This window comes from Colwellia sp. MEBiC06753 (assembly GCF_053470325.1).
In genome coordinates this window covers 99,432-125,862 of the sequence record NZ_JBQMTM010000005.1, presented here as the reverse complement: position 1 = coordinate 125,862, position 26,431 = coordinate 99,432, and the positions used below count along the sequence as shown (strand labels likewise).

General features: G+C 41.4%; 29 protein-coding genes. 20 read left to right on the top strand and 9 right to left on the bottom strand.

Annotated elements, in window-relative coordinates; all coding sequences use genetic code 11:
- The first annotated feature begins 6 nt into the window (after nucleotides 1-6).
- The 13 genes from ACOB82_RS06090 to ACOB82_RS06030 all read left to right on the top strand — a co-directional run bounded on the left by ACOB82_RS06090 (nucleotide 7) and on the right by ACOB82_RS06030 (nucleotide 11,290).
- Nucleotides 7-1,188 carry a CaiB/BaiF CoA transferase family protein gene (locus ACOB82_RS06090; protein ID WP_448212053.1) on the top strand — a complete coding sequence of 394 codons (1,182 nt, stop codon included), beginning with the start codon at nucleotides 7-9 and terminating at the stop codon, nucleotides 1,186-1,188.
- A 129-nt stretch (nucleotides 1,189-1,317) separates the two neighbouring features.
- Entirely contained in the window at nucleotides 1,318-1,602 is a 285-nt protein-coding gene (locus ACOB82_RS06085; protein WP_448212052.1) for a DUF3718 domain-containing protein, read from the top strand.
- 105 nt (nucleotides 1,603-1,707) lie between these two features.
- Nucleotides 1,708-1,998 (top strand): DUF3718 domain-containing protein, encoded by a 291-nt coding sequence (locus ACOB82_RS06080; RefSeq protein ID WP_448212051.1) that lies wholly within the window; start codon nucleotides 1,708-1,710, stop codon nucleotides 1,996-1,998.
- Nucleotides 1,999-2,183: 185 nt separating this feature from the next.
- Nucleotides 2,184-2,492 (top strand): REDY-like protein HapK, encoded by a 309-nt coding sequence (locus ACOB82_RS06075; protein WP_448212050.1) that lies wholly within the window; start codon nucleotides 2,184-2,186, stop codon nucleotides 2,490-2,492.
- 8 nt (nucleotides 2,493-2,500) lie between these two features.
- A complete protein-coding gene (locus ACOB82_RS06070; protein ID WP_448212049.1) occupies nucleotides 2,501-3,343 on the top strand; it encodes an SDR family NAD(P)-dependent oxidoreductase in 843 nt (280 codons plus the stop codon).
- Between the two features lie 30 nt (nucleotides 3,344-3,373).
- A complete protein-coding gene (locus ACOB82_RS06065) occupies nucleotides 3,374-4,246 on the top strand; it encodes a polysaccharide deacetylase family protein (protein ID WP_448212048.1) in 873 nt (290 codons plus the stop codon).
- A 9-nt stretch (nucleotides 4,247-4,255) separates the two neighbouring features.
- Nucleotides 4,256-5,068 carry an HpcH/HpaI aldolase/citrate lyase family protein gene (locus ACOB82_RS06060; RefSeq protein WP_448212047.1) on the top strand — a complete coding sequence of 271 codons (813 nt, stop codon included), beginning with the start codon at nucleotides 4,256-4,258 and terminating at the stop codon, nucleotides 5,066-5,068.
- Nucleotides 5,069-5,087: 19 nt separating this feature from the next.
- On the top strand, nucleotides 5,088-5,603 hold the full coding sequence (locus tag ACOB82_RS06055) for a MaoC family dehydratase (protein WP_448212046.1): 516 nt from the start codon (nucleotides 5,088-5,090) through the stop codon (nucleotides 5,601-5,603).
- Between the two features lie 12 nt (nucleotides 5,604-5,615).
- The gene (locus tag ACOB82_RS06050; protein ID WP_448212045.1) at nucleotides 5,616-6,806 is read left to right on the top strand and encodes an acyl-CoA dehydrogenase family protein; all 1,191 of its coding nucleotides are present in this window, start codon (nucleotides 5,616-5,618) and stop codon (nucleotides 6,804-6,806) included.
- Between the two features lie 91 nt (nucleotides 6,807-6,897).
- Nucleotides 6,898-8,088: a CaiB/BaiF CoA transferase family protein gene (locus ACOB82_RS06045; protein ID WP_448212044.1), complete on the top strand. Its 1,191-nt coding sequence runs from the start codon at nucleotides 6,898-6,900 to the stop codon at nucleotides 8,086-8,088.
- Between the two features lie 11 nt (nucleotides 8,089-8,099).
- Nucleotides 8,100-9,284 carry a CaiB/BaiF CoA transferase family protein gene (locus ACOB82_RS06040; protein ID WP_448212043.1) on the top strand — a complete coding sequence of 395 codons (1,185 nt, stop codon included), beginning with the start codon at nucleotides 8,100-8,102 and terminating at the stop codon, nucleotides 9,282-9,284.
- A gap of 33 nt (nucleotides 9,285-9,317) precedes the next feature.
- Entirely contained in the window at nucleotides 9,318-10,271 is a 954-nt protein-coding gene (locus tag ACOB82_RS06035) for an alpha/beta fold hydrolase (RefSeq protein ID WP_448212042.1), read from the top strand.
- Nucleotides 10,271-11,290, top strand: coding sequence for an alpha/beta hydrolase family protein (locus ACOB82_RS06030; RefSeq protein ID WP_448212041.1), 1,020 nt, complete (start codon nucleotides 10,271-10,273; stop codon nucleotides 11,288-11,290). The genes ACOB82_RS06035 and ACOB82_RS06030 overlap by 1 nt, the downstream gene beginning before the upstream one ends.
- A 94-nt stretch (nucleotides 11,291-11,384) precedes the next feature.
- Here the strand turns inward: ACOB82_RS06030 and ACOB82_RS06025 are convergent, their stop codons facing one another.
- Nucleotides 11,385-13,052 carry an FAD-dependent oxidoreductase gene (locus ACOB82_RS06025; RefSeq protein ID WP_448212040.1) on the bottom strand — a complete coding sequence of 556 codons (1,668 nt, stop codon included), beginning with the start codon at nucleotides 13,050-13,052 and terminating at the stop codon, nucleotides 11,385-11,387.
- A gap of 302 nt (nucleotides 13,053-13,354) precedes the next feature.
- Between ACOB82_RS06025 and ACOB82_RS06020 the strand changes: the two genes are divergently transcribed.
- Nucleotides 13,355-14,578: an aromatic ring-hydroxylating dioxygenase subunit alpha gene (locus ACOB82_RS06020; protein ID WP_448212039.1), complete on the top strand. Its 1,224-nt coding sequence runs from the start codon at nucleotides 13,355-13,357 to the stop codon at nucleotides 14,576-14,578.
- 280 nt (nucleotides 14,579-14,858) lie between these two features.
- Here the strand turns inward: ACOB82_RS06020 and ACOB82_RS06015 are convergent, their stop codons facing one another.
- A complete protein-coding gene (locus ACOB82_RS06015; RefSeq protein WP_448212038.1) occupies nucleotides 14,859-15,452 on the bottom strand; it encodes a hypothetical protein in 594 nt (197 codons plus the stop codon).
- 78 nt (nucleotides 15,453-15,530) lie between these two features.
- Between ACOB82_RS06015 and ACOB82_RS06010 the strand changes: the two genes are divergently transcribed.
- Nucleotides 15,531-16,331, top strand: a complete 801-nt coding sequence (locus tag ACOB82_RS06010) for an SDR family NAD(P)-dependent oxidoreductase (RefSeq protein ID WP_448212037.1) — start codon at nucleotides 15,531-15,533, stop codon at nucleotides 16,329-16,331.
- On the opposite strand, the gene ACOB82_RS06005 is transcribed toward ACOB82_RS06010, so the two are convergent.
- The 6 genes from ACOB82_RS06005 to ACOB82_RS05980 all read right to left on the bottom strand — a co-directional run bounded on the left by ACOB82_RS06005 (nucleotide 16,328) and on the right by ACOB82_RS05980 (nucleotide 21,796).
- Entirely contained in the window at nucleotides 16,328-17,053 is a 726-nt protein-coding gene (locus tag ACOB82_RS06005) for an alpha/beta hydrolase (RefSeq protein WP_448212036.1), read from the bottom strand. The two genes, ACOB82_RS06010 and ACOB82_RS06005, sit on opposite strands and share 4 nt — an antisense overlap.
- A 61-nt stretch (nucleotides 17,054-17,114) precedes the next feature.
- On the bottom strand, nucleotides 17,115-17,951 hold the full coding sequence (locus ACOB82_RS06000) for a hypothetical protein (protein WP_448212035.1): 837 nt from the start codon (nucleotides 17,949-17,951) through the stop codon (nucleotides 17,115-17,117).
- Nucleotide 17,952: 1 nt separating this feature from the next.
- The gene (locus ACOB82_RS05995; RefSeq protein WP_448212034.1) at nucleotides 17,953-19,269 is read right to left on the bottom strand and encodes an MFS transporter; all 1,317 of its coding nucleotides are present in this window, start codon (nucleotides 19,267-19,269) and stop codon (nucleotides 17,953-17,955) included.
- An 8-nt stretch (nucleotides 19,270-19,277) separates the two neighbouring features.
- The gene (locus ACOB82_RS05990; RefSeq protein ID WP_448212033.1) at nucleotides 19,278-20,102 is read right to left on the bottom strand and encodes a hypothetical protein; all 825 of its coding nucleotides are present in this window, start codon (nucleotides 20,100-20,102) and stop codon (nucleotides 19,278-19,280) included.
- A gap of 43 nt (nucleotides 20,103-20,145) precedes the next feature.
- Nucleotides 20,146-20,937, bottom strand: coding sequence for an SDR family oxidoreductase (locus ACOB82_RS05985; RefSeq protein WP_448212032.1), 792 nt, complete (start codon nucleotides 20,935-20,937; stop codon nucleotides 20,146-20,148).
- 4 nt (nucleotides 20,938-20,941) lie between these two features.
- Nucleotides 20,942-21,796: an NAD-dependent epimerase/dehydratase family protein gene (locus tag ACOB82_RS05980; RefSeq protein ID WP_448212031.1), complete on the bottom strand. Its 855-nt coding sequence runs from the start codon at nucleotides 21,794-21,796 to the stop codon at nucleotides 20,942-20,944.
- A gap of 87 nt (nucleotides 21,797-21,883) precedes the next feature.
- On the opposite strand from ACOB82_RS05980, the gene ACOB82_RS05975 reads away from it, so the two are divergent.
- Genes ACOB82_RS05975 through ACOB82_RS05960 form a run of 4 tightly spaced genes read left to right on the top strand, consistent with a single transcriptional unit; the run spans nucleotide 21,884 to nucleotide 24,763 of the window.
- The gene (locus tag ACOB82_RS05975) at nucleotides 21,884-22,378 is read left to right on the top strand and encodes a VOC family protein (RefSeq protein ID WP_448212030.1); all 495 of its coding nucleotides are present in this window, start codon (nucleotides 21,884-21,886) and stop codon (nucleotides 22,376-22,378) included.
- Nucleotides 22,379-22,436: 58 nt separating this feature from the next.
- Nucleotides 22,437-23,111 (top strand): hypothetical protein, encoded by a 675-nt coding sequence (locus ACOB82_RS05970; protein ID WP_448212029.1) that lies wholly within the window; start codon nucleotides 22,437-22,439, stop codon nucleotides 23,109-23,111.
- 13 nt (nucleotides 23,112-23,124) lie between these two features.
- The gene (locus ACOB82_RS05965) at nucleotides 23,125-24,312 is read left to right on the top strand and encodes an MFS transporter (protein ID WP_448212028.1); all 1,188 of its coding nucleotides are present in this window, start codon (nucleotides 23,125-23,127) and stop codon (nucleotides 24,310-24,312) included.
- Nucleotides 24,313-24,361: 49 nt separating this feature from the next.
- Nucleotides 24,362-24,763 carry a hypothetical protein gene (locus ACOB82_RS05960; protein ID WP_448212027.1) on the top strand — a complete coding sequence of 134 codons (402 nt, stop codon included), beginning with the start codon at nucleotides 24,362-24,364 and terminating at the stop codon, nucleotides 24,761-24,763.
- 57 nt (nucleotides 24,764-24,820) lie between these two features.
- Here the strand turns inward: ACOB82_RS05960 and ACOB82_RS05955 are convergent, their stop codons facing one another.
- Nucleotides 24,821-25,528, bottom strand: coding sequence for an SDR family oxidoreductase (locus ACOB82_RS05955; RefSeq protein WP_448212026.1), 708 nt, complete (start codon nucleotides 25,526-25,528; stop codon nucleotides 24,821-24,823).
- A 123-nt stretch (nucleotides 25,529-25,651) separates the two neighbouring features.
- Here ACOB82_RS05955 and ACOB82_RS05950 point away from each other — a divergent pair, with 123 nt between their 5' ends.
- Nucleotides 25,652-26,428: a maleate cis-trans isomerase family protein gene (locus tag ACOB82_RS05950; RefSeq protein WP_448212025.1), complete on the top strand. Its 777-nt coding sequence runs from the start codon at nucleotides 25,652-25,654 to the stop codon at nucleotides 26,426-26,428.
- The last annotated feature ends 3 nt before the right edge of the window (nucleotides 26,429-26,431 follow it).

The window sequence follows — 26,431 nt, the reverse complement described above, 5'->3', positions numbered from 1 at the left end:
GTCCTTATGGCAGGTCCTTTATCAGGCATTAAAGTATTAGATTTAAGCCGTATTCTTGCTGGCCCTTGGGCATCACAAGTGCTGGCCGATTACGGCGCTGAAGTATGGAAAATTGAACGGCCAGAAGTGGGAGATGACACCCGCCATTGGGGGCCTCCATTTCTCAGTGACCAAAATGGTAATAAGTCAGATATATCGGCTTATTTTCTGTGTGCAAATCGTGGCAAAAAATCACTCGCCATTGATATTACAAGCCTTGAAGGTCAAGCGCAGATCCATGAATTAGTTAAACATGCTGATATTGTTTTAGAAAATTTTAAAGTCGGTGGTTTAGCAAAATATCAGCTGGATTACGCCAGTTTGTCAGCGATTAAACCCGATATCATTTATTGCTCAATTACAGGTTTTGGACAAACCGGCCCCAAAGCAAAACAAGCAGGTTACGATGCAATGATCCAAGCCAGTGGCGGTTTAATGAGCATTACCGGAGAGCCCGGTGGCACACCGCAAAAAGTCGGGGTGGCCGTATGCGATTTAATGACTGGCATGTACGCAGTTTCTGGCATTTTAGCAGCGCTTTTTCACCGTAGCCAATCGGGAGAAGGTCAGCATATTGATTTAGCGCTATTTGATACTCAAGTGGCTTGGCTGGCCAATCAGGCCAGTAATTATTTGGTCAGTGGTCAAGTGCCAACTCGCTTAGGTACTGCCCACCCTAATATAGTGCCCTACCAAGCAATACCAGTAAAAGATGGGTTTATTATGTTAGCGGTGGGTAACGATAGCCAGTTTCAGAAATGTTGTCAGGTGTTAGGTTGTCCAGAGCTCGCCAGCCAAAGCGAATATGCCACCAATGCCAGTCGAGTAAAGCACCGCGAACAATTAATTGAACTACTGATCAGTTATTTTGCTAAACAAGGAATTGATTATTGGCTTGAACATTTAGCTGAGCAACATGTGCCTTGTGGCCCAATAAATACTATGGATCGCGTCTTTAACGATGAACAGTTAACACATCGACAAATGCAATTTGAACTTGAACACCCAACACTTGGCAAAGTTGCTCAAGTCGCTAACCCAGTGAAATTTTCAAAAACTTCGCTTGAGTATAAAGTAGCTCCGCCATCTATCGGTTCAGATACGCAGAGCGTATTGGCTAATTACGGGCTTAACAAGACAAAGTCGTAAGGTTTAATTGACAGTCATCAATAGTTTTTTAATAAATCATTTACTCCACTTTAGAGTAATAACTTTAAATATTAGGTAAAATTGCAATGTTTTTTGTAACCAACTCAATATTTATAGGTTTTGTTAAAAATGAAGATAAATGCTTTTATAGCTGCAGTTTTATTAATCACGCCATTAACCATTGCGCAAGCAAAGACCAACAGCGATTTATATAACGATATATGTCAATGGGTAGAAAATGATGATCATTTAAAAATAAATCGCACTTTAAAATCTCAAGGTAAAACCATCAACAGTGTTTACCCTTATATGAGTTGTGAACAACAAAACATTCTTGAGTTTGCAAAAGAGAAAAATTCAGAAAATACAGTCGATTATATTGAACGTAAACTTTACCCTAAGTATTTAAAATAAAAAAAGAGCCATCGGCTCTTTTTTTATTTGGTTCTTACCAAATAAAGTGATCCAATCCATTTTACGCCCCGTATTACTTTTCAAACCAATTATGAGGCGATCAAGATGAAAACATTCACTCTATCAATTTTAACTTTATTTACATTAACTCTTAGCAATAATGCACTTGCAAGTGCACAGATTGATGACAGAATTTGTAATTATATTAAAGCCGACCAACCGCTTAAAATTAATCGAACCATTAAGAGCAAGCGAATCAGCGCAGAAAGCTTATACAAATTTACCCAATGCGCAGATATGAGCATAGTTGAATATGCTAAACAACAAAATGCGGATAAAACGTTAGCATATTTAAACAAAAAGCTAACCGATAAAACCATTAGCAAATATCTATAATTCCACTAGAACATCATTTTAGTTAGAAAAAGAGAGCAACAAGCTCTCTTTTTTTTATTTAAAAACATATAGATACAATTCAAAAACAAAATCTTTGTACTAATATTATAACATTATGATAAAGTAATCATTACTAGGAGCTAACCTAAGAAAAACGATCAACAACAATCAAGTAAGGCATCACCATGACAACAATAATCGTACTATTTGATCTTAAAGAAAATGTCTCTATTTCTGATTATGAACACTGGGCAAAAACCACGGATTTACCAACCGCTGGTAACTTACCCTCAGTTGATCAATTTGAAATATTAAAAAGCCAAGGCTTGCTAATGAGCGATGATAAGCCGCCATATCAATATATTGAAATATTAAAAATCAATGATATGGAGCAATTTGGTACTGATGTTAGCACCGAAACCATGCAAAAAGTGGCAAGCGAGTTCCAAGTGTTTGCCGACACCCCATTATTTATCCTAACTGAAAATCTATAGGTGTGATCATGGCAAATTACCCCGAATTAGCAGATAAAGTTGCCGTTATTACAGGTGCAGGTCGTCGTCAAGGGCTAGGTGAAGCCATGGCAAAACGATTGGCAAGTGAAGGCGTCAAAGTAGTGATCACCGATGTAGGTAAAGCCAGCGGTGAACATTTGCCTGCTGACGCTGTTGGCCAAGTTGATGAAATGCAACAAATTGTTGATGAAATTAACAGCGCTGGCGGAAATGCTGTAGCCTTTTGCTGTAATGTCCTAAACCCTGACGAAGTCCAAGCGGCCGCAGAATTTGCTGTTAAACATTATGGCAGCCTTGATATCTGGATTAATAATGCCGGTATTGGTTACTTAATGAAGCCCATTTTGGAGATGGACGTTAGCGAGTGGGATACCGTGTTAAATGTTAATCTACGTGGCACATTCTTAGGTACAAAATTCGCGGCTGAGCAAATGGTAAAACAAGGCAAAGGTGGTCGTATTATAAACATCGGCTCACAAGCATCAAAATCTGCTTTTGCTCACGCTAGTGCCTACACGACGTCTAAGCATGGTATGACTGGCTTAACTCGCGTTGCCGCACAAGAATTAGGCGAACACGGCATCAATGTTAATCAAATTTGCCCAAATCATGTCACTACTGGCTTAGGCGCTTGGCAAAATAGCCATTTTTCCGAAGTAACTGGCAAAGGTCATGATAAGTACATGCAAGATATGCGTGCCCGTATTCCTCTTGGTCGTCCAGGGTTACAAGAAGATGTTGCTAAAGCCTGCGCATTTTTATGCTCTGAGCAAGCCGCCTATATCACTGGCGAAGCAATGAATGTTTCCGGCGGTGAAGAATACCACTAATTAATTACTTGTCTGCGATTAACTTTTATTATGTCGAAAAATGTTCCAACAAATTACAAATGGCCAAATAACGCCCGCATCGCATTATCCATTGTCATCAATGTTGAAGAAGGTGCTGAGTATAATATTTTGGCCGGTGACAGAGGCCCAGAGCCTGTTGATGAACTTCAAGTTCATGTTGCCAAACCCATTCGCAATTATGGTAACGAGTCAAATTACCAATACGGTATCAATGAAGGTGCCGACCGTGTGATTAAGTTACTTGACCAATATTGCTCAAAAGCAACTTGGACGGTATGCGCGCAAGCATTAGAAAAAGCACCGTTTATTGCCGATGCGATAAAACGCCGCCTAGACGAAGCCTGCTCTCATGGCTATCGCTGGGTTCATCAATTTAAAATGAACGAAGATGATGAGCGTGCGTTTATTCGCAAAGCCGCTGACAGCATTGAACAAACCACAGGGCAGCGCCCTACCGGTTGGCTTTCTCGTTATTTGCTCACCGACAACACCCGTCGCTTGTTACAAGAAGAAGGCTTTTTCTATCATATGGATGATTACAGTGCTGACGCGCCATTTTGGGGGCAAGTTGAAGGCTCTGAACAGCCAATGGTTATCGTCCCTTATGCTGTTGATACCAACGATATGAAAATGTGGGTAGCGCCCTCTTATACTCCCCAGATGTGGCTAGATTATGCAAAACGCACCTTTGATACCTTATATCAAGAAGGTGGTACTCAGCCTCGTATGATGTCGCTGGGCTTACATCTAAGAATTATTGGCCGTGCTGGTCGTATTTGGGCGCTAGAAGAATTCTTTAACTATGTGAATAGCAAACCCGATGTATGGTATGCCAGCCGCCAAGAAATCGCTGAGCATTTTGCCGCCAACGTAAAAGCTTAGGATAAACCAATGGCAAATTTATTAAGATCCCTGTTATTTGTACCCGGTTCAAAACCTGAACGCTTTGCTAAAGCTGACGCTGCTGGCAGCGATTTGATCTGTATTGATTTAGAAGATGCGGTACTGCCTGCAGATAAAGACATTGCTCGCACGGCCGCTATTGACTATATCGAACAACACAATGCCAGCATTTGTGTCAGATTAAATCCTTTAGATAAGCCACTTGGTCAGCAAGATTTAGCCGCGTTATCGAAAACGCCACCAAAGTATTTAATGCTAGCGAAAGCTGAACAACCAGCGCACATTGCACAGATTCATCAAGCCTGTCCAAAAACAAACATTATTGCGTTAATAGAATCCATTACAGGTTTGGAAAACGCCTACGAAATCGCTTCACAGCCAAACGTTGCTGCGCTGATGTTTGGCGGCGCGGATATGTCAGCGGAATTAGGCTGCGAATTTAGCTACGAGCCCTTGCTGTTTTGTCGCAGTCAATTAGTGATTGCCGCCGCGAAAGCAAAAGTTGCTTTGCTCGATGTACCTTATATCGACATTAACAATCAACAAGGCTTAATTGCAGAAACCGAAAAAATAAAAGCATTAGGCTTTAGTGGTAAAGCGGCAATCCACCCTTGCCAAATTGCCGATATTCATCAGGCCTTTATGCCTGAACAAGCGCAAATTCAATATGCCCAACAAGTGTTAGCAGCTGTTGACAGCCCTGACGCTGGTGTTGTTGTCGTCAATGGTCGTATGGTCGACCGCCCTATTATTCTTGCTTGTCAACGCATTATCGCTTTAGCACAAGCAAATCAGTCATAACGTTAAGTGAGATGTAATTATGGTAAAAAGTGTAAAAAACGTTGGTGAAAACCGTTATAGAGAAACCTTTGGTCGTTATTTCGAAGAATTTGGTGTTGGTGAAATTTATGAGCATCGTCCTGGCAAAACCATCACTGAATACGATAACCACTTATTTACGCTCATGACCATGAATACGCATCCAATGCATTTTGATGATGAATTTGCTAAAAAAAGTGAATTTGGTAAATGCATTGTCTGCTCACCATTAACCGTTGCATTAATGGTTGGCATGAGTGTGACCGATTGCAGCCAAAAAGCGATTGCTAACTTGGGCTGGGATGATATTCGCATGACCAAACCTTTATTTGTTGGCGACACCTTATATGCCGAGTCTGAAGTATTAGATAAGCGTGAGTCAAAATCACGCCCAACCCAAGGCATCGTTACTATCGCAACACGTGGCTTTAACCAAGATGGCGATTTAGTCTGTCAGTTTGTTCGCAAAATGCTGATCCCTAAAATTGGTCACGCGGTAGAAGATTTAGAAGATTAGTAGGAAATTATCATGTCAGACGTTAATTCAGCAGCAATGTATTCAAAAGAAGATGAAATTGCCATCTTAGATATGATCAATAAATGGGTCGAAAACGAAGTTAAGCCAATCGCCAAAGAATACGATCAAGCGGATAAATATCCGCACGATTTAGTCGAGCAAATGAAAGATCTCGGCTTATTTGGCGCTACCATAGGTCAAGACTATGGCGGCATGGGCTTACCCGCATCAATTTACGCTAAAATCGTGATCAAAGTTGCCTCAGCGTGGATGGCTCCGGGTGGTATTTTTAATTCACACTTAATTCAAGCATCAGCAATTGAGCGTTGTGGCACAGAAGCCCAAAAACAACAATTTTTGCCACGAATGGCAACTGGCGAACTGCGTGGCGGTATTGCCTTAACGGAGCCAAATGCCGGTTCAGATTTACAAGCAATCACCACGACCGCCGTGCGTGATGGCGATGATTATATTATCAATGGCGCCAAAACGTGGATCACCAACTCGCTTAACGGCAACTCTCTCGCAGTACTGGTAAAAACCGACACCAATATTGAACCGCGCCACAAAGGCACCAGCATGTTCATTGTTGAAACCAAAGATGCTGATGGTCAGCCGCTACCGGGTATAGAAATTATCAAAATGAAAAAGCTGGGGTATCGCGCCATCGATACCTGTGAAGTTGTTTTTACTAATTTTCGCGTACCCGCCGCTAACTTAATTGGCGGTGAAGAAGGTAAAGGCTTTATACAAGCTGTCGGCGGTTTAGAGCTTGGCCGAATCAACGTAGCCGCCCGTGGTGCCGGTATTGCCCTTGGTGCTATGGAGCTTGCCGTGCGCTACGCACAGGAGCGACAAACCTTTGGTAAAGCAATCTGTAACCATCAAGCAATTCAATTAAAGCTCGGTGAAATGGCAGCAAAAGTCGAAGCCTCTCGCCTGTTAATTGAACAAGCGGCCGAAAAATATGACGCTGGCGAGCGCTGTGATATGGAAGCCGGCATGGCGAAATATTTTGCGTCAGAAACCGGCGTATTTTGTGCCAACGAAGCAATGCGTATTTTTGGTGGTTATAGCTATAGTGTTGAATACGACATTGAGCGTTTCTATCGCGATGCCATGTTAATGTGTATCGGCGAAGGCACCAATGAAATGCAACGCATTATCATTTCTAAGCAACTAGTTGAGAAATATAAAATTTAACTAGGTTATCAATATTAAACTTGCTGGTTAAAAACGTAAATAAAGGCGATAACCTCGCCTTTTTTCACATCTTAATTAAAGAGGTAGTAGCATGTCAGATTTACCGCTAAAAGGGGTACGAATAATTGCCATTGAACAATATGGCGCAGGCCCTTATGGTTCAATGTATTTAGCCAATTTGGGCGCTGAGGTAATTAAAATTGAAAGCCCGGCACTTGGCGGTGATATTGCTCGTCAAACCGGCCCATTCTTTCTCGGTAAAGATGACAGCTACTTTTTTCAAACCTTTAATTTAAATAAAAAAAGTTTAAGTTTAGATATTAAAACTGCCAGCGGTAGAGATATTTTCAATGAGCTTATTAAAACAGCGGATGCCGTCTGTAATAACTTACGCGGCGATCAGCCTGAAAAATTAAACATCACCTACCCGCAATTAAAAGCGATTAACCCTAAAATAGTATGTGCGCATTTATCCGCTTATGGCCGAGACAATGACCGCACTACGTGGCCTGGATATGATTATTTAATGCAAGCAGAAGCGGGGTTTATGTCATTAACCGGTGAGCCAGAGCAAGCGCCTGCCCGCTTTGGTTTATCTATGGTTGATTTTATGACTGGCGCAGTGACTGCGTTAGGGCTAACCGCGGCACTATTTAATGCCTATCGCACAGGCAAAGGCTGCGACGTCGATGTGTCATTATTTGATGTTGCCTTGCATCAGCTTACTTACCCTGCTACTTGGTATCTAAATGAGCAGCATGAAACCAAACGAGTTGCCCGTAGTGCGCACCCTTCAACCGTACCTTGCCAGCTTTATAAAAGCCAAGACGGCTGGATTTTCCTGATGGTGATGACCGAAAAGTTCTGGCAAGTGTTTTTAGATATTCTCGATGACGATATTTTGCGTCAATCACGCTTTGACAACGTCGCTAAACGCCGTGAGTTGCGTGATGAATTAACGGTTGAAATTGATCGGGTGATTAGCAAAAAAACAACGGCAGATTGGCAAGCACTCTTTCAAGGAAAAATTCCATCGGCGCCGGTTTATGATCTGCCACAGGCATTAAACAACCCTTATATTCGTGATATCGGTATGGTGCAAACACTTCAACACCCACAAAATCAAGCGATGGAAATCTTAGCAAGCCCAATAAAAGTAAACGGCGAACGCGGTCAAGCCAATGTTGCTAGCAGTATTGGCGCTGATACTGAGTCACTGTTAACCGACTTAGGTTACAATACTGACCAAATTCAGCAATTTAAACAACATGGTGCAATATAGCGAGGAAAGCAATGAAACTAGCAGGAATTCGTGTACTGGATTTATCAATGTTTTTACCTGGACCGCATTTTTCCATGATGATGGCCGATCATGGCGCAGAAGTTATTGCGCTTGAGCCCCCCGGTGGTGAGCCTGTTCGACAAGTTGGCTTATCACAAGAAGGTTCAGCCCATAGCGTCTGGTTTCGCAATGTGTTTCGCGGTAAAAAAAGCATAAATCTTAATTTAAAATCTGAGGATGGCAAAGCCGCGTTTTTCAAATTAATTAAAACCGTCGATGTAATCATTGAAGCCTTTCGTCCTGGCGTTGTTGACCGATTAGGTATTGGCTATGACGCGGTAAAAGCAGCCAATCCTGCTATTATTTACTGCTCTATCTCAGCTTATGGTCAAACCGGTGATAAACGTTTAGCACCAGCACATGATTTAAGTATTCAAGCAGATTCGGGTACCGTTTCAATTAATGAAGGCCAAGATGGCAAACCAGCGATGCCTGCCATGCCCGTCGCTGATATGGCCGGTTCATTGATGGCATTCTCGGGTATTTTAATGGCGATAATTCGTCGCCAACAAACCGGCCTTGGCGATTATTTAGATATTTCGATGCAAGACTCCCTTGTCGCTTGGCTGCCCAATGTTATGGGGCCGCCACTGGCAGAAAATCGCTCACCTGTAGTAAAAGAAGAGCGCTCTTGGGGCGGCGCCGCCATGTACGGTATCTACCAAACCTTAGATGGAAAATCGCTTACTTTAGGTGGCAGTGAAATTAAATTTGCCATCAATTTAATTACTGCCTTATGTGACGACGAAAATCAGCGTAATGAACTTATTAAACTATGCCAACAGCCGCCAGGAAATAATCAAAACCCGGTTAAGGCATTTTTTACCGATACCTTTGCCAGTAAAACATTAGCTCATTGGACAACTTTTTTAGCCGACGTTGATGTTTGTTGGGCACCGGTTAGGGAACTAAATGAAGCGATCCGCGAACCGCATTTAAAACAACGCGATATGCTGTTAACTGATAACCAAGGTTTTAATCACCTTGGCGTACCAATCAAGTACCAGCAAGAACCAGCACAACCCAATTTCCAGTTGCCTGACTTTAGCGAGCACACCGAAGAAATACTAAGCGAGCTTGGCTACAGTCAACAAGAAATTGCTAAAATGAAAGCTGATAAGGCGTTTTTAACTTAACGCCTAGCTCACGTTGAAAGTTGGGAAAATAATTTGAACACAGGCTTTATATTGCGACCGCTAAAAGTCATCGCACTAGCCATTATGGCAATTATCGTGAGCTATTGCTCATGGGTGTTAATTGTCTATCGCGATATTGACGTTGAAATATTAGCGAAAAAATATGGTGGCGAGAGCCTGCAAACCGTTCAAATAGATGGGGTAAATTTACATTATAAAGTTGAAGGTCAGGGCCCTGCGCTGGTACTAGTCCACTCCCATTTTTACACCATGCGGCAATGGCAAACTTGGGTCGAGCAATTAAAAGATGAATTTACTTTAATACGCTACGACTTAACCAGCCATGGCTTAACTGGCCCAGATCCTAGCAATGATTATTCAAGGGCACGTGGCGCGTTTTTGTTAAATAGCTTACTGGCACACTTAAACATCGACAAAGCACATATCGCAGGCAGCTCAACGGGCGGTGGTATCGCCTATACTTTCGCGGCAACATACCCAGACAAAACCGATAAACTGGTGCTGATTAACACACCAGGTATGCCTAAAGTCACCAACAAATACATGGAAAAAGAGCTACCGACTTGGGGCGGCTATCTACTGTACTTATTACCAGAATCACTTTTCGATGGCTTTTTAAAAGCTGCAGTGGTTGATAACACCTTGATCACAAAAGACTTAGTGACTGAATTTCACGAAATGTATCGCCGCAAAGGCAATCGCATGGCCGAATTTAATCGAATACTTCAATGGGACAAGTCAGATATTTCACCGCTTTTAGCTCGTATAACGGCTCCAACACTGTTGATGTGGGGTGAAAACAATCCCCAATTACCTGTTGAGCATGTTGAACAATTTAAAGAAAAACTCAGCCAAGCCAAAGCCGTTGAAGACATTATCTATCCTAATATCGGCCATGTCATCCCACTCGAAATACCGATGCAATCTGCACTGGATACCGCAACCTTTTTACGCAAGGAGCACTAATGACCAAAAATAACCGATTTATCATGATGATTGTATTACTGCTTTGTGCTTGCAGTGAGCCGATTGAATTACCTACCGCGTCCCCATTGACCATTAGCCAACAAGCTAGAGACAGCATTTCCAACATTCAAACCGGTAAATTAAAAGTAATTATTGATAGAGATATTCACCTAACCAACAATGAATTAGACAGGCCGCTTGAACTGACGATTTTTTATCCAGAACCAGCAGATCAGTATCCCGTTATTTTGTTCTCACACGGTAATTTTTCCAGTAAAGACAAATACGACAATGTAATAACCCATTGGGTGAGCCATGGTTATGTCGTTATCGCGCCAAACCATCAAGATTGCTGCTCTATGGTCTCTGGTATTTTCAATAGTCTTTGGTATGGTAATTACGGGCTGGTGGAACAACGTATTCTCGATATGCAATTTTTGCTCAAAAACCTTGAGCAACTTGAATCAATTACCCCAAAACTTAGCGATAGAATGAACACCAATAACCTTGCCTTAGCTGGACATTCTTTTGGCGGTTTTACCGCCCAACAATTTGGTGGTGCCGGTGTATTTAACCCTGAAGATAACCGCTATCATTATGTTCAGGATGATAGAATATCTGCCATTGTTGCCCTTTCTCCGCCAGGTCCTATGTTTGATGTGATCACAAAAGACAGTTGGCACCAGCTTAATACACCAATGTTGCTAACGACTGGCACATGGGATTTCGACGGTCGCTTTTTTCCAACCTGGCAAGTACATAAAATGTCTTTCGATACCGCAAAACCAGATAATAAATTTGCTCTGGTAGTTCAAGGTGCCGATCACTATTTAGGCAATCTAATTTGCCGACCAGAGCGCGAACAAGCGCCGCAATACGATGCGCTAGCCATTGTTAATGCAACTACAACGAGCTTTTTGAATAAGTTTCTTAAAGGGATGCAAAGTGAAGATATAGCGCAACAATTTAACGATATTGATGATATTACTTTAGGCTTTGCACAAATTTTTAGTCGTTAATCGCTATAGTTAAAAGCCTTGTTCACTATAAAGTAAAAACCATCACCTTTTCTCAAAGTGATGGTTTTTAATTAATATAATGTCGCTTATTAAGCTAAGCGAGCACGGGCGGACATTTTGCTTCAAGTTCTGCTTTTGCACTGACTTGATCGCCAGTTAACGCAAAGCCCAATACTTGTTCACCTTGGCGATAAACCGCTCTAACACCTGTTGGAGCATCAACTTCAACCTGCCACTGTCCGCTAACAAGGCTCCCATCGCTATTTCTAGCTGGCGGATTAACCGTTACAGGGAATAAGGTGGTTTTAACGATAACAGGCATCACTCCGTAACTCACTTCGGTTGGATTGCCAGCTAACGTTTTTGCTAACGCTTTGATTTGCGCCATCATAGGAAGAATATAAAACAACACATGATCGGCTACTTGCGCACAATCACCAATGGCATAAACATCAGCTGCATTCGTTGCTAAGTATCTGTCGGTAACAATACCGCGTCCAGTAGCAATGCCATTTGCCTGTGCCAAACCAATATTAGGCCTAACACCAATAGCGGATAAGACAATATCAGCTTCAATGGTGGTGCCATTATTCAGCGTGGCACTAACACCACCACTGCGATTATTAACTGATTCAACAACCGTACCGAAATGAAATTTAACACCGGCGTTGGCTAGCGCTGCTTCAACAGATTTGCCGGCTGGCTCTGGCATCAAGGTAGATAACACCGTAGGCATAGGGTCAACCACCGATACCTGATGACCTGCTTGTACTAGATCATTGGCATATTCACTGCCTATTAAGCCAGCGCCAATAATAAGAATATGCTTTTTATGTTTAGCAAGGGTGCGGAATTTATTGTAATCTAGTAAATCATTTACTGAATAAACATGGTGTAAACCATCACCGGTCAATGGTGCTTGAATACAGCTTGCCCCTGTTGCAAAAACCAATTTGCTATAAGGCTGGTAGCAACCATCTGCCAAGGTAATGGTTTTAGCTGCTGTATCAACTGATTTTACTGGCGTATAAATGTGAATTTGCACATTAAACTGTTCAGCCATTTGTTCAGCGCTTTGCCCTGCTAAGTCTTGCGCTGATTTTTTCTTTGCAAAACCTGTTGATAATAATGGCTTAGAATAGAAAGTACCGTCGTCATTGGTATAAAGATGAATTGGCGTTGAGTGATCTGTTTTGCGAATTTCTTTAACCAAGTTATAACCAGCTAAACCTGTACCAATAATTACAATAGGAGCAAGAGTTTCATCAATTTCACCTGCGATAGCGATATCTTGCTCTGGCGAAATCGGAGGTTGCTCGGCTGTTTTTTCCGCTTCAGCGTTTACCTTAACGCGCTTAACTTCAAGCATGTCAAAGTCAGCTTTTCCAACACCACATTCAGGACAAAGCCAATCATTAGGTACATCTTGCCATTTTGTGCCAGGGGCAATGCCATCTTCTGGCCAACCTTTAGATTCATCATAAACCCATGCACAAACCTGACATTCCCAAATACTGTACTCAATAAAGCTTTCATCCTCAGCGGCTGCGCTGGAAACTACTTGGTCAACCGATTCAGCTTCTGATTCACTGATCGCCACCATATCAAAGTCTTCTTTACCAACGCCGCATTCTGGGCATAGCCAGTCACTTGGAATATCTTCCCAACGGGTGCCAGGGGCAATTCCTTCCTCTGGGCAACCTTTTACTTCGTCATAAATCCATGCACAGACCTGACATTCCCATACTTTAAACTTTTGCATTTTTCAGCTTCCTCATAATTCTTAATTGAGTGCCACTTAAACTTATTGTAATTTGATAGCAGTGCTCAATATTGCCTTTAACAGGCATTCTACGCAATGGTAAATATTAGCTTAAAATTTATCTATTTGTTATATTGATATGACAATACATCTATTGTAGTATCGAGGTCAATGCTAGTGCAGAGTAAACGACAAAAATTTCTCGTTATATTGAGTTTATATGATGGTGATCTAGATCAATATCGCTTTCGTAACATCATTTAAACTTAATAATATAACAATAAAACAAAGGAAGATATTCCATGTTAATGAATTTATGGTATGTGGCCGAATGGTCCGAGAACGTTAAAGATAAACCAGTAAAAACTAAATTACTAAGTCAAGATTTAGTACTGTTTAGAGACTTGGAAGGCAAAGTCAAATGTTTGGCCAATACCTGTTTACATAGAGGTGGTTCACTAGCAGGTGGTTGGGTTAATGAAAAGCGCGACTGTGTAGTTTGCCCCTACCATGGCTGGGAATATAACGGCAAAGGTAAGTGTAAGAAAATCCCTTCCGAAGGTGATAGCTTTGAAGTGCCGAAACGTTTTAAGGTAGACGCCTACCCAGTGGAAGAAAAGTACGGTATGATTTGGGTGTTTATGGGCGATTTACCTGAAGATCAGCGCTACCCTATTCCGCCATTACCTGAATTCGATAACCCTGATTGGCGTGGCCTAAAAACTGAATTTACATGGAATGCCGAAGCTTCTCGCGTTGTTGAAAATGGCATTGATATCGCCCATGCTTCGTTTGTTCATCCGGTTTTTGGTTACCCTTCAACGGCAGAAGATAACTATATTGATCAAGTTGAAAAGCATGAATGGTGGGCAAAATCAACCAATGTCATGTATCCACCTCAACTAAAAGGCGGCTTTTTAGGTTGGCGACGCTTACTAAGAAAAGACAAACAAGAAACCCGCGTTCACCCAGAATGGCACCTGCCAGGGATGATAGTACGTATTCAAATCGATATTCGCGACGGATGGCACATTGTAATGTTTGATGCCAATACACCCGTTGATGAACATACTACTCGCACCTTTGCATGGCAATTTAGAAGCTTTATGAAGTCATCATTGTTTGATAAAGGCTCGATGCGCCGTTTAAAAACAATTTTGTTAGAAGATGCTGAAATTGTTGAAGACTCACAACCTTATTACTTACCTGAAACGCTTGCCAATGAAGTATCAGTAAAATCAGATAAATTTATGAGTACTTTCCGTATGGCACGCCGAAAACTAATTGAAGAAAAAGGTTGGCAAATTGACACCATTGCCCGCGATCAATACAAAGGTAAAAAAGTGCTTACAATACCTTCGCCAACCCGCAGAGAAGCAGAGCAAGCAGGTGATGGTTGGGTATTTGATGCGATGCCTACAACACCGCCAGTGAAAGAAAAAGCAATCAAGAAAAACGAGTTTGAAAAGCAAGTAGAAGTGTTGACCACTGAATCGGCTAACTCGCAAGAAGTGATTGTTGAATAACAATTTATTCGTTGTTTAGAACAAGAAGCCCGCTAACTAAAGCGGGCTTTTTTGAACATGAACTTATTTTAACCTCAGCTTTATATAAAAAGTACTACTACTCTACTAAACTCAAACATTTACAAATTTTAATTATTTCTAGCATGGTATTTTTTCTTAATACAAGGCACTGTTCCTTGAAATAAAGGTATGCGTCAATAGCTTGCCTATTGCAAATAAATTTAACGCAGTAGTCAGGAAAAGTAACTGCTAGAAATGCATTTTTTATGTGAAGCTGAGGTTATTTCACTAAGTGTTGCCAAATGTTTGCTTGAAAAGGCTGTTCATGCACATCACCTTGTAAGCCTCTAGAATCAAGTTCGTGGCGTTTGTCACAACTTGGCGATAATCGAACACCACGTGCTGTTAGGGTACGGGTTGCTATGCCATCACGATATAATACCGTGTGACGAGTTCTGTGCCCTGGTGCGGTGACAATAATAAAATCTGGCTCCATATACACGCTAGTTGCTTCATTTAGCTCTGCACCTGTAAAGGTTAAAATACCCGGACCACCTGACATACCAACATTTTTATAACTCCCCGGTCCCATTGGATCAAACACTAATACACCATCAATTAACTTACCGGTAAAGGTTTTGGCGCCAGCAGGCCGTCCACGAAAATGCACATTAGTTATGGCAAAATTTTCACCATCGAAATCAATGTAAACAATATTGTCAAATGGCGACATCCCAGGAGTACCGCTGCCGGCTACCGTATCATCAGCAAGTGGGCTGCCGTCAAGTTCAAATAATTCAACACTATCATGCCAAGTACCTCTTAGCTGCATCAAAGTGTGCCCAACGCTGCCAACAGCAAATTGCTTATTCATATATGACTTCTCTTTTGTATTGGATTTAGCTATATTGATATAAAGTTATAACAATAAACAAATTATCGGTATCTCGCAATGAAAACCATTATTATCACAGGAAGTACACGCGGCATAGGCTTTGGATTGGCGGAAAATTTTTTAAAACAAGGTTGTAAAGTGGTGATCTCAAGTAGAAAGCAAATTGATGTTGATGCTTGTGTTACTCGATTAGGCCAGCAATATGGTGAAAATAATGTTACTGGCCAAAGTTGTGATATCACCAATATCAGCCAGTTAGAGCAGCTATGGCAAAAAGGCGTAGATCATTTTGGTCAGGTAGATACCTGGATTAACAACGCCGGCATGAGTATTAAACGTTTGCCGTTAGAGCAACAAAGTGCCGATGACTTAGCCAACATCGTTAATACCAACTTAACCGGAGTATTACTTGCTAATAAAGTTGCACTCAAGCAGATGAAAAAACAAAACTTTGGGCAAATTTGGAACATGGAAGGCTTCGGCAGTAATGGTGCTGTCCAAGCAGGTATGGCAGCGTATGGCGCAACTAAACGCGGGGTTAATTACATCATTAAATCACTGCAAAAAGAAGTTAAAGGCACGCCAGTGCAAGTAAATACCTTAAGCCCTGGTATTGTAGTTACCGACCTTCTCATTGGCGATTACGACACTAGTTCAGCACAATGGCAAAAAGCCAAAAAGATCTTTAACATTCTTGGAGATACCGTAGAAACAGTCACACCTTGGCTGGTTAGCGGCATCCTCAATTCAACCAAATCAGGTGATAAAGTTATTTGGCTCACCGGTAGAAAAGCGTTTTACCGCTTTCTCACGGCTGCCTTTAATAAACGCGATCTATTTAAACAACTCGAGCATTAAAAGCCCGCTAAAAATTCAATGATGATTGACAATAGTTGCGCTTGCTGTTGCTGATAGCCAATACAAGCGCTTTCTTTACTTAATGCTGGATCGTATGCACCAAACTGGTAATGATCGCCACAGTGAATTTCAACAAACTCAGCACGAGGCGGTAGCATAGCTTTAGTATTGGCAATTTTATCTGGCGTTGATTGTTGATCAGCGCTACCTGACACAGAGAGCACTTTAAGTGTTAACGCAGAAATGTCACTGGCAGGATATGACGCTAATAACATTAAACCCGCTAATTTATCGTTATTATCCTTAGCATATTCAACAGCCGCTACTCCGCCTAATGAATGACCAGCTATAACCCAATGTTGAATATCAGGGTATTCCGCCATCACAGCATTTGCTTTGTTGATACCTAAAAAAGCGGTATTTAATGGCATTGGCACTGAGACGGCAATATAGCCCTGACCAGCAATACTTTTTAATAATGGTGCAAATACCTGTGCAGGCGTTTTACCACCAGGATAAAAAATGACCCCAACCTTGGCTTTCCTATTTTTGGGAGCAAAACTTAACCAGTTGTTTTGCTCGACCTTAACCAAGTCATCAGAGTTGAGCGATTGCTCTATTTTCAATTGACTGTATGGAAAAGGAATCGACATCCAAACAGCTACGCCAGCGATTGCAGTAATGCTTAATACCACGATAGCAATTAAGATCTTTTTAATCATTTAGGCACCTTTTAGCCAATAAAAAGGCTGTATCAACGGCCTATCCTTATATTTACTATGCTTATTCATGTGAATAAGCTTTGCCACCGCGCTCTTCACCAGCCAGTATTCTCACTAACCGATCTGCAAACGGCTTGCCGAATAAACGATCGGCAATTGGGTTAGCTGGATCTAAATACACGATATTCTTACGCTGTAAATAATCGCGATGACGTCGCTGTTGGCGCAGCACCGGATCGGTGTCTTTTTTAGCATCTTTAACCAATTGAACCCAATGTTTTACTAGCGCCATAATGCGCTGTTCAGCGTTGTTTTGGAAAAATGATAATGGACCAACGCCAGCAATCGCACATGGGCTTAAGCTGGCACGAATAAACGGCATTGCAGCATGAAATGGTTTCACCCCCTGCTGGAATAAGTCACTTAAATGTCCTACCGCTAGATCATTAACTGGCGCATAGTACTTTTCAACATAATCAGGATGAAGCACTAATTCACAACGCGGCATAATATCGCAGTAATAAAACGCTTCAGGCAAGGTACCAAATGCCATCCCTAAATGTGGTACATCGGTGTTATCTTTCATCCAGAAAGTTAAATGAATATTAGTAAAAGTGTTTTCTGGTTTACCAATATTTGAATGGATCACCCAATCGACTGGGTGATCATCACCTTTACCTGTAAAGTTTCGCATGCGTCCAGTGGGCTCACCAGCTAAGTTATTAAACTCATGAATATCCGCGCAACCTAAGTCTTCTTCAAAATCGAGCTCAGATTGAACATAATCCCAAATTTTGTCACGCAGTCCCATTACGGCATTAAATGTTTCGGTGGTATCTGTACTCAAACCACTGTCAATGTGTCGAGCAAATTCTGATGTTACATTTTCATTAGACATATTAGTTTTCCTCTACTAAGTCTGAATTAAGTGCATTGCTCCCACTAGTTTTGCGTCCTTTCAACAATAAGCTCCATATGCACACGATTAAATTTAAAACTCCAAATAAAACAAATGGCGTTGATGGTGAAATATTGGCAAATAAATAGCCTCCACCTGCTGTTGCCACTAAAATACCAACCGCGCCAGCAACGCCGAAGAAGCCGATAACAGCGCCACGGCGTTGTTTAGGTGCTTGCTCGCCAACTAACGCCTGGCTAGAAACAAAAGCGCTAATTTCAGCAATCCCCATGACACACAACAGCGGTAATAACCAAGCAACAGTTGGATCAGTGACAAAATAAATACTGCAATAAACCATAGCCGCTAAACCCGAGGCCATAGCAACGGCAGTAATGCGAGAAACTTTGTCGCTGATATAGCCCATCAAAGCAGAGCCAATTAGCGCGCCGACAACCACCATTAAAATCGCAGGTACCGCCAACTGAGCCATGGCATCACTTGCAGATAAGCCCAGTTCTCTAGTGCCATGTTGTACTAACCACAACCCCATAAAAGCACCTGTTACCGCTAAGTCACCTCGAGAAATAAAAGCCGCACCATACGACAATGCCACTGCCGGCTTTTTGCCTTCAGCGGCACCTTTTTTTAACATTGCCCCAAATGGCTCTTTAAATTCTTCAGCGACTTTGCCAGTCACTTTAGCTAAGCCGACGAAAGCAACGACAGCGGCAACCACGCCCATAGCGCCAGCCACTGCAAAAGTCGCTTGTTGTGCAGCTTCCGGGCTCATACCTGAGCCGACAAACTGTTTTGGCAAGGTTGCTAGAATAGGCGGAATAAAAGCCCCGAACGTGGCGACAATACCTTGCAAACCGTTAGCTTTGCCACGGGTTTTATCTTGCGTGTAATCGGCAATCACCGTAACCATCATGCCAACCATAGCGGCTGAACCAAACGCGACAATGACCCGGTAAAACACTAACTGTTCAATGGAAGTTGCCGTGCCATACAAAGCAAAACCAATGGCGGTTAACGCTAGGCCAAAGCTATAGACATAACGGCGACCAACCCGATCGGCGAGCACGCCATACATAGCTAAAACAAAAATAAAGATAATTTCCTGTAATGCGCCAAGCATACCAGTCAGGGTTGCTTGTTCAGCGTAGGGAATACCCATCACCTGTAACAACCCCGGTTGCAAAATTGACATGGCACCGGCATAGCCAGATGAAATTAACACCGCAAATAAATAGGCCCCCAAATTGCGACGTTTAACTCCTGAAACTAGCGCAATGCCAAGCATTCGACTTTCCATGGCATCACCTAATATTGCTTATTTGCGTCAATTTGTTGCTTACCCATACGCAGCTCTACCAAGCGTTCAATTTCATCTTCACCAAAAACACTCGCGGCAAGTTTATTCATTGGATCGCGGCGGTAACCCATCTCTCGAATAATATGGTCGGTACGCTGTAATTCGGCTCGCTCTGACTCCGGTACAGGCTGAGCCTGATCTAGCCAACCTAACCAGCGGTCAACCATTTCATGCAGGTATTTTTCATACGTGTCGAGGTTTTCATCGTTTAGCTCTCCCATCAAACTGATGGTGGCTGGGTTGTTCATCGCACGCATATAACTACCGTGGCTTACCGACCAGTGAAATTTATCGTTGCTGCGAAACTTCATATACCAATCGTTAACCTCGTCACCGTAATATTTATCAAGATAATCGACATCGGTTAACAGGTTTTTACGCGGCACGTAATCACAATAACAAAACAAGTTAGGAACAGTGCCAATAACAATAACAAGGTGAGGCACATCGGTTTCTTGCCCTAAAAACGCGGTAGTATTCATATCTAAAATACTGGCTTTGCGATTACCTATCCATGAATTAACCAGCCACTCTACCCCTTCCCCTGTCCATGCTTTATAAGAGCCTTCAAACTCACCATTAGGCGAGGTGTAATATTCACGATCAAAAGTTGATGGATGCTGACTAAGGTGTGGAAAGCGCTGGGTGATTTTATCTTTAAGCGTGGTTAATATTTGCCAACTGCGCTCCCAATAGCGACTAACATCGACATTAGGATTTTCTGCTAAAAATTCATCTAGCGTCTTAGTATCTTTACTTTTAAGCTCTATCATAACTTCCCCAATCATTGATATTTTATTGTTACTATTGCTCAGCTTATAAACCGAATTGACTGAATTTATCTTTTGGCTCAATAATTAACGCTTTAAGCATTCGAGCGGTCATTTTCATTGGTGTAAGCCAGCGAATTTTTTTACCTGTTTGATTAAAAGCTAAAATTTCTTTCACTAAATACGGGCTAACTTCTTCTACCGTATTACACAAGGCATTTGCCATTTTCCGACGTTTTTCAAAATTCGCTTTATCAACTTGAGACTCCCTTACCACGCCTTCGGTAATGATCATTCCAGGGCGAATTTTACCCACCAGAATATGATCCTCTTTTAATTCTTTACTTAAAGCATTTGTAAAGTAATCCAAGCCGCGTTTGGTGGCGCCATATATGCCCATACCAGCAAAATATTCACCATCACTGCCTCCACCAAGCATATTAAAAATTTTTCCACCACCTTGTGCTTTCATGCCTGTTGCCGCAACTTTACAACCATTGATGGTCCCGATCATATTGGTGGTTACCATCTTAATAATTTCTTGATCAGGGGTTTCAAGAATAGGCCAAACAGTGCGAGCTAATCCGGCATTATTTAGCCAAATGTCGACATGACCTAACTCTGAAACTGCATAATCCCATAAAGCTTGTACTTGTGATTTATCGGTGGTGTCACAAGCCTTACCTAGAATGGTACGATGAATATCTGCTGCGAGAATTGGCTCAATATCCTGTTGTTTCCTACCTGAAATAACGACCTTATGGCCTTGCTTAGCAAACTCTAATGCCAAGCCTTTACCAATACCTTTAGTACTGCCAGTAATGACTATGTTTGCCATGCTCCTACTCCTTTAACCATTGTTGGTTTGGATCACTGTGGCTAACGCAATAGCCAGTTTGATAAATTTTATCAGCCGATATTTTGCGATTAGGTGCTTGAATTTGATTTAAAAACGTTAAGTGCGGCCAGCCATTAGCATCACAAATCGCATCAAATACTTGCTGATTTGAAGCAGGTAAATTGTCGTTATCGCAAACGTTGTAAACACCAGTGAGATCTTGCTCAATGCCATGAACAACCGCCTTAATTACATCTTCAAAGTGGATGGCGTAAAGTGGCGCATCTGCGCCAAAAATAGCGTTACCGCCAAAATAATCTATCGCCATTTTTACCCGATCAGGGAATGATAAATCACCTGGCGCGCCATACATATCAGGAAAACGCAGCACTAAGCCTTGGGCATTGTTTAACACCGCTTGTTCTGCTTTTTGATAATATTTCGACGAAGGCTCATCATGATTTGATGTCGGCGTGTCTTCACTGATAGCTGACTCACCTGCACCACCATCACCATAAACGGAAAAAGAAGACAAAAATATTACCCGTGAACACGCTTTGGCTGCACTTTTGCAACTTTCTTCTAACACGTTTTGATAATGGTGTTCACGCTCTTCCTTGGTACGCGTTTTTTTCACATTAGGCGCAACAGTTGCAATAATAATGTCACAATCTCTGCTTGCATCAGCCAGCTTTTCTGTTTCATCACCGGTTAATACAAATACCTGTTCAACACACTCAGCTAAGCTTGCAACTTTTTCAGGAGTAGTCGTTGAACCAACAACACTGTGACCTTGTTTAACAAGTTGCTTTGCTAGTGCTTTACCAACATGGCCTAAACCTAGAATAAATATTTTCATTTGTTGACGATTAATTTATGTGTAAGAATGAGTTTATTGTCCTAATGTATTAACATTATATCATTGAGTCAAACTAAAGATTGATTTATGTCACAAAGTGAACGAGTAAATATTAAAAATACCTTGTCTGAACAAATCATTGGCCTTGCGCATATCGGCCATATTGTCAGTGATCTAAAAACTGCTATCTCAAGGTTTAAGAAGGTATATGGCGTTAGCAATGATGATGTGTTGATTGTGCCGCCGTTTTCTGCACAGGATGAAGAAATTCTAACGCGGTTCGCTTTTGTCACCGTTGGCAATATTGAATTTGAACTAATAGAGCCATTAAAACCACCTTTTATCGAACTATTACAAAACAGTCCCAGTGCTGGCGGGGGGTTAAATCATATTGCTTGGCAGGTGGATGATATACAACATTGTTTAACCTTATTATCAGAACAAGGCATTAAACCGGGCCATGTCACACCTGATGGCATCGTAAATTTAGGCAAGAAACATATTGTTTATTTATGTCCACAAACAACCGGTGGTTTACTTATCGAACTTATTGAAGTGATTGGTGAAGATGATAACCGCTAATACAGCCTTACTAGAGCTTCAGCAACATTTTCAAAAACATAGCCTGTTGCAAAATGATATGACCGTAAGTGATCAAGGTTGTTATTTATATCAATTAAATAATGAATTCACTGATATTATTGAACCTTGGCAAATTGCTAAAAATCCGCAAAACCACTTGCGTATTTGTTCTGCGCGCTTTGTTCCAAGTCAAAATATTAAGCTACTGGTCAACTATCTTAAAACGGCAACTGAAGTCACCGTTATGATCGAATGGCACAACCCTGATAATGCCGAGCAATACTTCGGTTACTATCAACTAACAAATGAGCACTTGCTATGGCAAGTTGATTCAAAACAATTCATCACATGTGTTGATAAGTTACATCAGATCACACTACCGAAAGCGCTATTATTTTTTCCATTAATGCGTATTTTTTCCGGTGAAGTTATTAAGCATTTATCAACGCACGGTTCATATGAAGTGCTTATTCCTGACATTCGCAATCTGACCGATTCTAGTGATTTTCTCGCTCCATATCTGAGTACTCGTGCAGCAAATATAGTTCAACAAAATGTATCAATAACCAATTTTGAACAACAACAAGTTGCCGATGAGTATCAATATACCAGTGATATTTACCATGAAGAAAACAATGCAAGATTTTGGCTGGATAAACAGCACAGATTAATAAAATATTGCTGGCAACAAACACCAGAACACTGCTGGACAGTACTTCTAAAAACACTATAAGAACCATAGCCTTATGTTAAATATATTTTTTATTATTCTTATTGATATGATCGGTTTCGGTATTATGATCCCGATCTTTGCATACTATGTATTACAGTTGGGGGGTGGACCAGAAATAGCCACCTTATTGATGGCAATTTATTTAATCGCCATGTTTTTTTCGGCTCCCATTCTTGGCCGATTAAGTGATAAATACGGCCGCAAGCCAATACTGATGCTTAGTATGCTTGGCGCGACTATTGGCTACATTATTTTAGCCTTTGCAAGCAATTTATGGTTGTTAGCGTTATCGCGGTTATTAAGTGGGGCGATGGCAGGCAATATTGCCGCTGCGCAAGCATATATCAGTGATATAACCAACGAGCAAAATCGCGCTAAAGGTATGGGTATGATAGGTGCTGCTTTTGGTATTGGCTTTTTAGTAGGGCCTGCGATCGGCACGTTAATGGCCGGTGATGACTTTAATACTGCCAATTTCTTTTATCCAGCAATCACCTCTGCCGCACTATCTTTTATTTCATTTTTAGCCATTTTGCTTTGTTTAAAGGAAAGTTTGTCTGAGCAGTTAAAGGCGGAAAAACAGCAACAAGTCCAGCTCAGCCAATTCCAAGCAATTAAGAGTGTATTAACGAGAAAAGTGATTTTATTACTGATTATTTGCGCCATGTTATATAACTTTGCTGCTGGCTTATTTGAGTCAATTTTTCCCCTGTGGACAAAAGATCTCGGCTTAATTTCAGGGCCACAAGGCTTAGTAGTATTTCTCTTAGTGGCCGGGCTTACGTTAGCAGCGGTTCAAGGCGGCTTAGTCGGACCATTAGCCAGAAAATTTGGCGAACAAAAATTACTAGCTTCTAGTGCAATTGGCTATGCCATTTCAATGGCCTTGCTGGTGTTGTTTGCAAACCTGAATTGGTATTGGGGAGTGTTAACGGCAATGTCATTACAAGCTGCGACAACGGGTTTAATGATTACATCAAGCCAAAGCTTAATTTCTATGCGGGCAAAACCACATGAAAAAGGCACAGTAATGGGCACATTTTCATCGCTAGGAACGTTAAGCCGAGGGATTGCCACTTTATTAACCGGTAGTATCTATGTTGGCTTAGGGATTCACAGTTCACTAATCCTAGCGGCACTAGCAACGCTAGCACTTTTTTCACTGACCTTAGTTATCAACAAGTATTGGCAAGCTAAATAACAGAATTAACAACAAAATTAACCATTAAAAGAAAAACATAGAGGTAATTATGATCGAGAGCGTTCAATCTTTTGCAATTCGTTATATAAAATATTCACTGATATTTTTAATGCTCGGTGTTGTTTTAGGTTTATATATGGCCAAAACGCTGGATTACACCCATAGAGTCAGCCATGCTCACTTATTAATGCTAGGTTTTATAATTCAAATGGCTTATGGCATTTTAATTAAATTATGGTTATTAAACGCCGAACCTATAACAATCAAACGACAATTTTGGTGTCATCAAGCAGGTACAGTATTAACGGTTTTAGGCTTTGTATTAATTTTTGGACAATACTTACACCCAGCTATTTCAGGGATCATCACTGGCATTGGCGCATTTCTTGTAATTATTGCCGCTTATTTGATGTTAAGACAAATCAACAAAGCGGCATTATTTATTCGCTAATAACACATGCCTTAACTCAAGGTCTGTCGTGTAAAAGTTATAACCACCAAAATATAGCTACCAAGGATAAGGCGACTTTTCTCGATAAAAGCCGCCACTAGGACCATCTTCCGGCAAGGTAGCTAACCATACAGGCGTTATCGCACCTTGCTCTGGTGTTAATGGTGCATCTTCTCCTCCTAATTCAGTTTTCACCCAACCGGGTGCCGCGGCATTTATCTTAATGTTAGGGTAGTCAGCTAACTCAATAGCCAAAATTCGCGTTATCGCATTTAATGCCGTTTTTGAGGTTCGATACGCTAAGGTCATTCCCATCTGCATTTCAGTTAACGAGCCAAGTTCACTCGACATATTTACTATTCGGCCATAACCTTGTTGTTTCATCAGTGGTAGACAGGCTTGGATTAAACTCAGGCAAGCATAGACATTGGTATTCATTGTTGCTTTAAACACATCTAAGCTTAAGTCTTGTGCACTTACCCATTTATCCAGCGCCACTCCGGCATTATTGACTAATACATCTAAGCGAGCATGTTTTTCTTGGATAGCTGCAACCACTTTAGTGATTTCCTGTTCACTATTAACATCAAGCACCATACATTCAGCACTCAACCCCTGATGATTAAGTTCATCAACAACTTGTTGCCCATCGGCGAGCACTCGAGCCGTTACAATTACATGCATTCCTTGCTGGGCCAATTGAGTAGTTATCGCTTTACCTAACCCTCTATTACCTCCTGTCACTAATGCAATTTTTTTTACCATAATTCTCCCCTGTTATCCCCAACTTGCGATCTAGATCAATTTACTTAATAAATCATTTGTATTAATGTTATATCATTAATATTTAATTTAACAAAATGATGAAAAAAATAATGCGGAGAAGTTATGTCAGTTGATTATTACGGTTATCGAAAAAAGTTTGCAGTATTAGTTCCTTCAACCAACACAGCGGTTGAACTTGAATACAATAAAATGCGTCCAGAAGGGGTTGTGCTTGCAACCCGCGGCTGTGTTATTCCGCCGTTTAAAGTAACAAATGAAGAAGAGTTTGTTGGCATGGTAAAAGCCATTGGAGACGCCACCGAACAAGGTTTACGTGACTGTTTTACCTGCCGCCCCGATCATGTCATTTTTGGCTATTCAGCGGAAACTTTCTGGGATGGTAAAGGCCGCTCTGATAGAGAGTTCGAAAAATACAACAATATTGCTAAAACCGAAGCGGGCTGTGAAGTAACCTTTGGTGCACAAGCCATTATGGATGCACTGAAATGCTATCCAGGCGTTAAACGCATTGGTGTGGTTTCTCCCTACATGCCAGTCGGTGATGATCAAGTGGTAAAATTTATGTCAGATATCGGTTATGAAGTAGTACGTATCAAAGGCCATAGCTCACCAGGGCCGGTTGAAATTGCCCACGAAAGTTTTGGTAAAACGCGACAGCTAGTTAAAGAAGTTGATGGTGATGATGTTGACTTAATTCTACAAGCTGGTACCAACCTTTATTTTGTTGAACTTGCCGCTCAATTAGAAAAAGAGCTTGGTAAACCGGTACTGGCCATTAACGCCATTACTTTCTGGCATGCGCTGCGCACTAATGGCATTAACGATCGAATCCATGGTTTTGGTTCGCTGCTAGAAGAACACATAGCTATTCCAGAGTAAGTC

Bases quoted from the DNA above. Each gene is read 5' to 3' on its own strand.
- ACOB82_RS06090 (WP_448212053.1), top strand. From the start codon at position 7: ATGGCAGGTCCTTTATCAGGCATTAAAGTATTAGATTTAAGCCGTATT.
- ACOB82_RS06085 (WP_448212052.1), top strand. From the start codon at position 1,318: ATGAAGATAAATGCTTTTATAGCTGCAGTTTTATTAATCACGCCATTA.
- ACOB82_RS06080 (WP_448212051.1), top strand. From the start codon at position 1,708: ATGAAAACATTCACTCTATCAATTTTAACTTTATTTACATTAACTCTT.
- ACOB82_RS06075 (WP_448212050.1), top strand. From the start codon at position 2,184: ATGACAACAATAATCGTACTATTTGATCTTAAAGAAAATGTCTCTATT.
- ACOB82_RS06070 (WP_448212049.1), top strand. From the start codon at position 2,501: ATGGCAAATTACCCCGAATTAGCAGATAAAGTTGCCGTTATTACAGGT.
- ACOB82_RS06065 (WP_448212048.1), top strand. From the start codon at position 3,374: ATGTCGAAAAATGTTCCAACAAATTACAAATGGCCAAATAACGCCCGC.
- ACOB82_RS06060 (WP_448212047.1), top strand. From the start codon at position 4,256: ATGGCAAATTTATTAAGATCCCTGTTATTTGTACCCGGTTCAAAACCT.
- ACOB82_RS06055 (WP_448212046.1), top strand. From the start codon at position 5,088: ATGGTAAAAAGTGTAAAAAACGTTGGTGAAAACCGTTATAGAGAAACC.
- ACOB82_RS06050 (WP_448212045.1), top strand. From the start codon at position 5,616: ATGTCAGACGTTAATTCAGCAGCAATGTATTCAAAAGAAGATGAAATT.
- ACOB82_RS06045 (WP_448212044.1), top strand. From the start codon at position 6,898: ATGTCAGATTTACCGCTAAAAGGGGTACGAATAATTGCCATTGAACAA.
- ACOB82_RS06040 (WP_448212043.1), top strand. From the start codon at position 8,100: ATGAAACTAGCAGGAATTCGTGTACTGGATTTATCAATGTTTTTACCT.
- ACOB82_RS06030 (WP_448212041.1), top strand. From the start codon at position 10,271: ATGACCAAAAATAACCGATTTATCATGATGATTGTATTACTGCTTTGT.
- ACOB82_RS06025 (WP_448212040.1), bottom strand. From the start codon at position 13,052: ATGCAAAAGTTTAAAGTATGGGAATGTCAGGTCTGTGCATGGATTTAT.
- ACOB82_RS06020 (WP_448212039.1), top strand. From the start codon at position 13,355: ATGTTAATGAATTTATGGTATGTGGCCGAATGGTCCGAGAACGTTAAA.
- ACOB82_RS06015 (WP_448212038.1), bottom strand. From the start codon at position 15,452: ATGAATAAGCAATTTGCTGTTGGCAGCGTTGGGCACACTTTGATGCAG.
- ACOB82_RS06010 (WP_448212037.1), top strand. From the start codon at position 15,531: ATGAAAACCATTATTATCACAGGAAGTACACGCGGCATAGGCTTTGGA.
- ACOB82_RS06005 (WP_448212036.1), bottom strand. From the start codon at position 17,053: ATGATTAAAAAGATCTTAATTGCTATCGTGGTATTAAGCATTACTGCA.
- ACOB82_RS06000 (WP_448212035.1), bottom strand. From the start codon at position 17,951: ATGTCTAATGAAAATGTAACATCAGAATTTGCTCGACACATTGACAGT.
- ACOB82_RS05995 (WP_448212034.1), bottom strand. From the start codon at position 19,269: ATGGAAAGTCGAATGCTTGGCATTGCGCTAGTTTCAGGAGTTAAACGT.
- ACOB82_RS05990 (WP_448212033.1), bottom strand. From the start codon at position 20,102: ATGATAGAGCTTAAAAGTAAAGATACTAAGACGCTAGATGAATTTTTA.
- ACOB82_RS05985 (WP_448212032.1), bottom strand. From the start codon at position 20,937: ATGGCAAACATAGTCATTACTGGCAGTACTAAAGGTATTGGTAAAGGC.
- ACOB82_RS05980 (WP_448212031.1), bottom strand. From the start codon at position 21,796: ATGAAAATATTTATTCTAGGTTTAGGCCATGTTGGTAAAGCACTAGCA.
- ACOB82_RS05975 (WP_448212030.1), top strand. From the start codon at position 21,884: ATGTCACAAAGTGAACGAGTAAATATTAAAAATACCTTGTCTGAACAA.
- ACOB82_RS05970 (WP_448212029.1), top strand. From the start codon at position 22,437: ATGACCGTAAGTGATCAAGGTTGTTATTTATATCAATTAAATAATGAA.
- ACOB82_RS05965 (WP_448212028.1), top strand. From the start codon at position 23,125: ATGTTAAATATATTTTTTATTATTCTTATTGATATGATCGGTTTCGGT.
- ACOB82_RS05960 (WP_448212027.1), top strand. From the start codon at position 24,362: ATGATCGAGAGCGTTCAATCTTTTGCAATTCGTTATATAAAATATTCA.
- ACOB82_RS05955 (WP_448212026.1), bottom strand. From the start codon at position 25,528: ATGGTAAAAAAAATTGCATTAGTGACAGGAGGTAATAGAGGGTTAGGT.
- ACOB82_RS05950 (WP_448212025.1), top strand. From the start codon at position 25,652: ATGTCAGTTGATTATTACGGTTATCGAAAAAAGTTTGCAGTATTAGTT.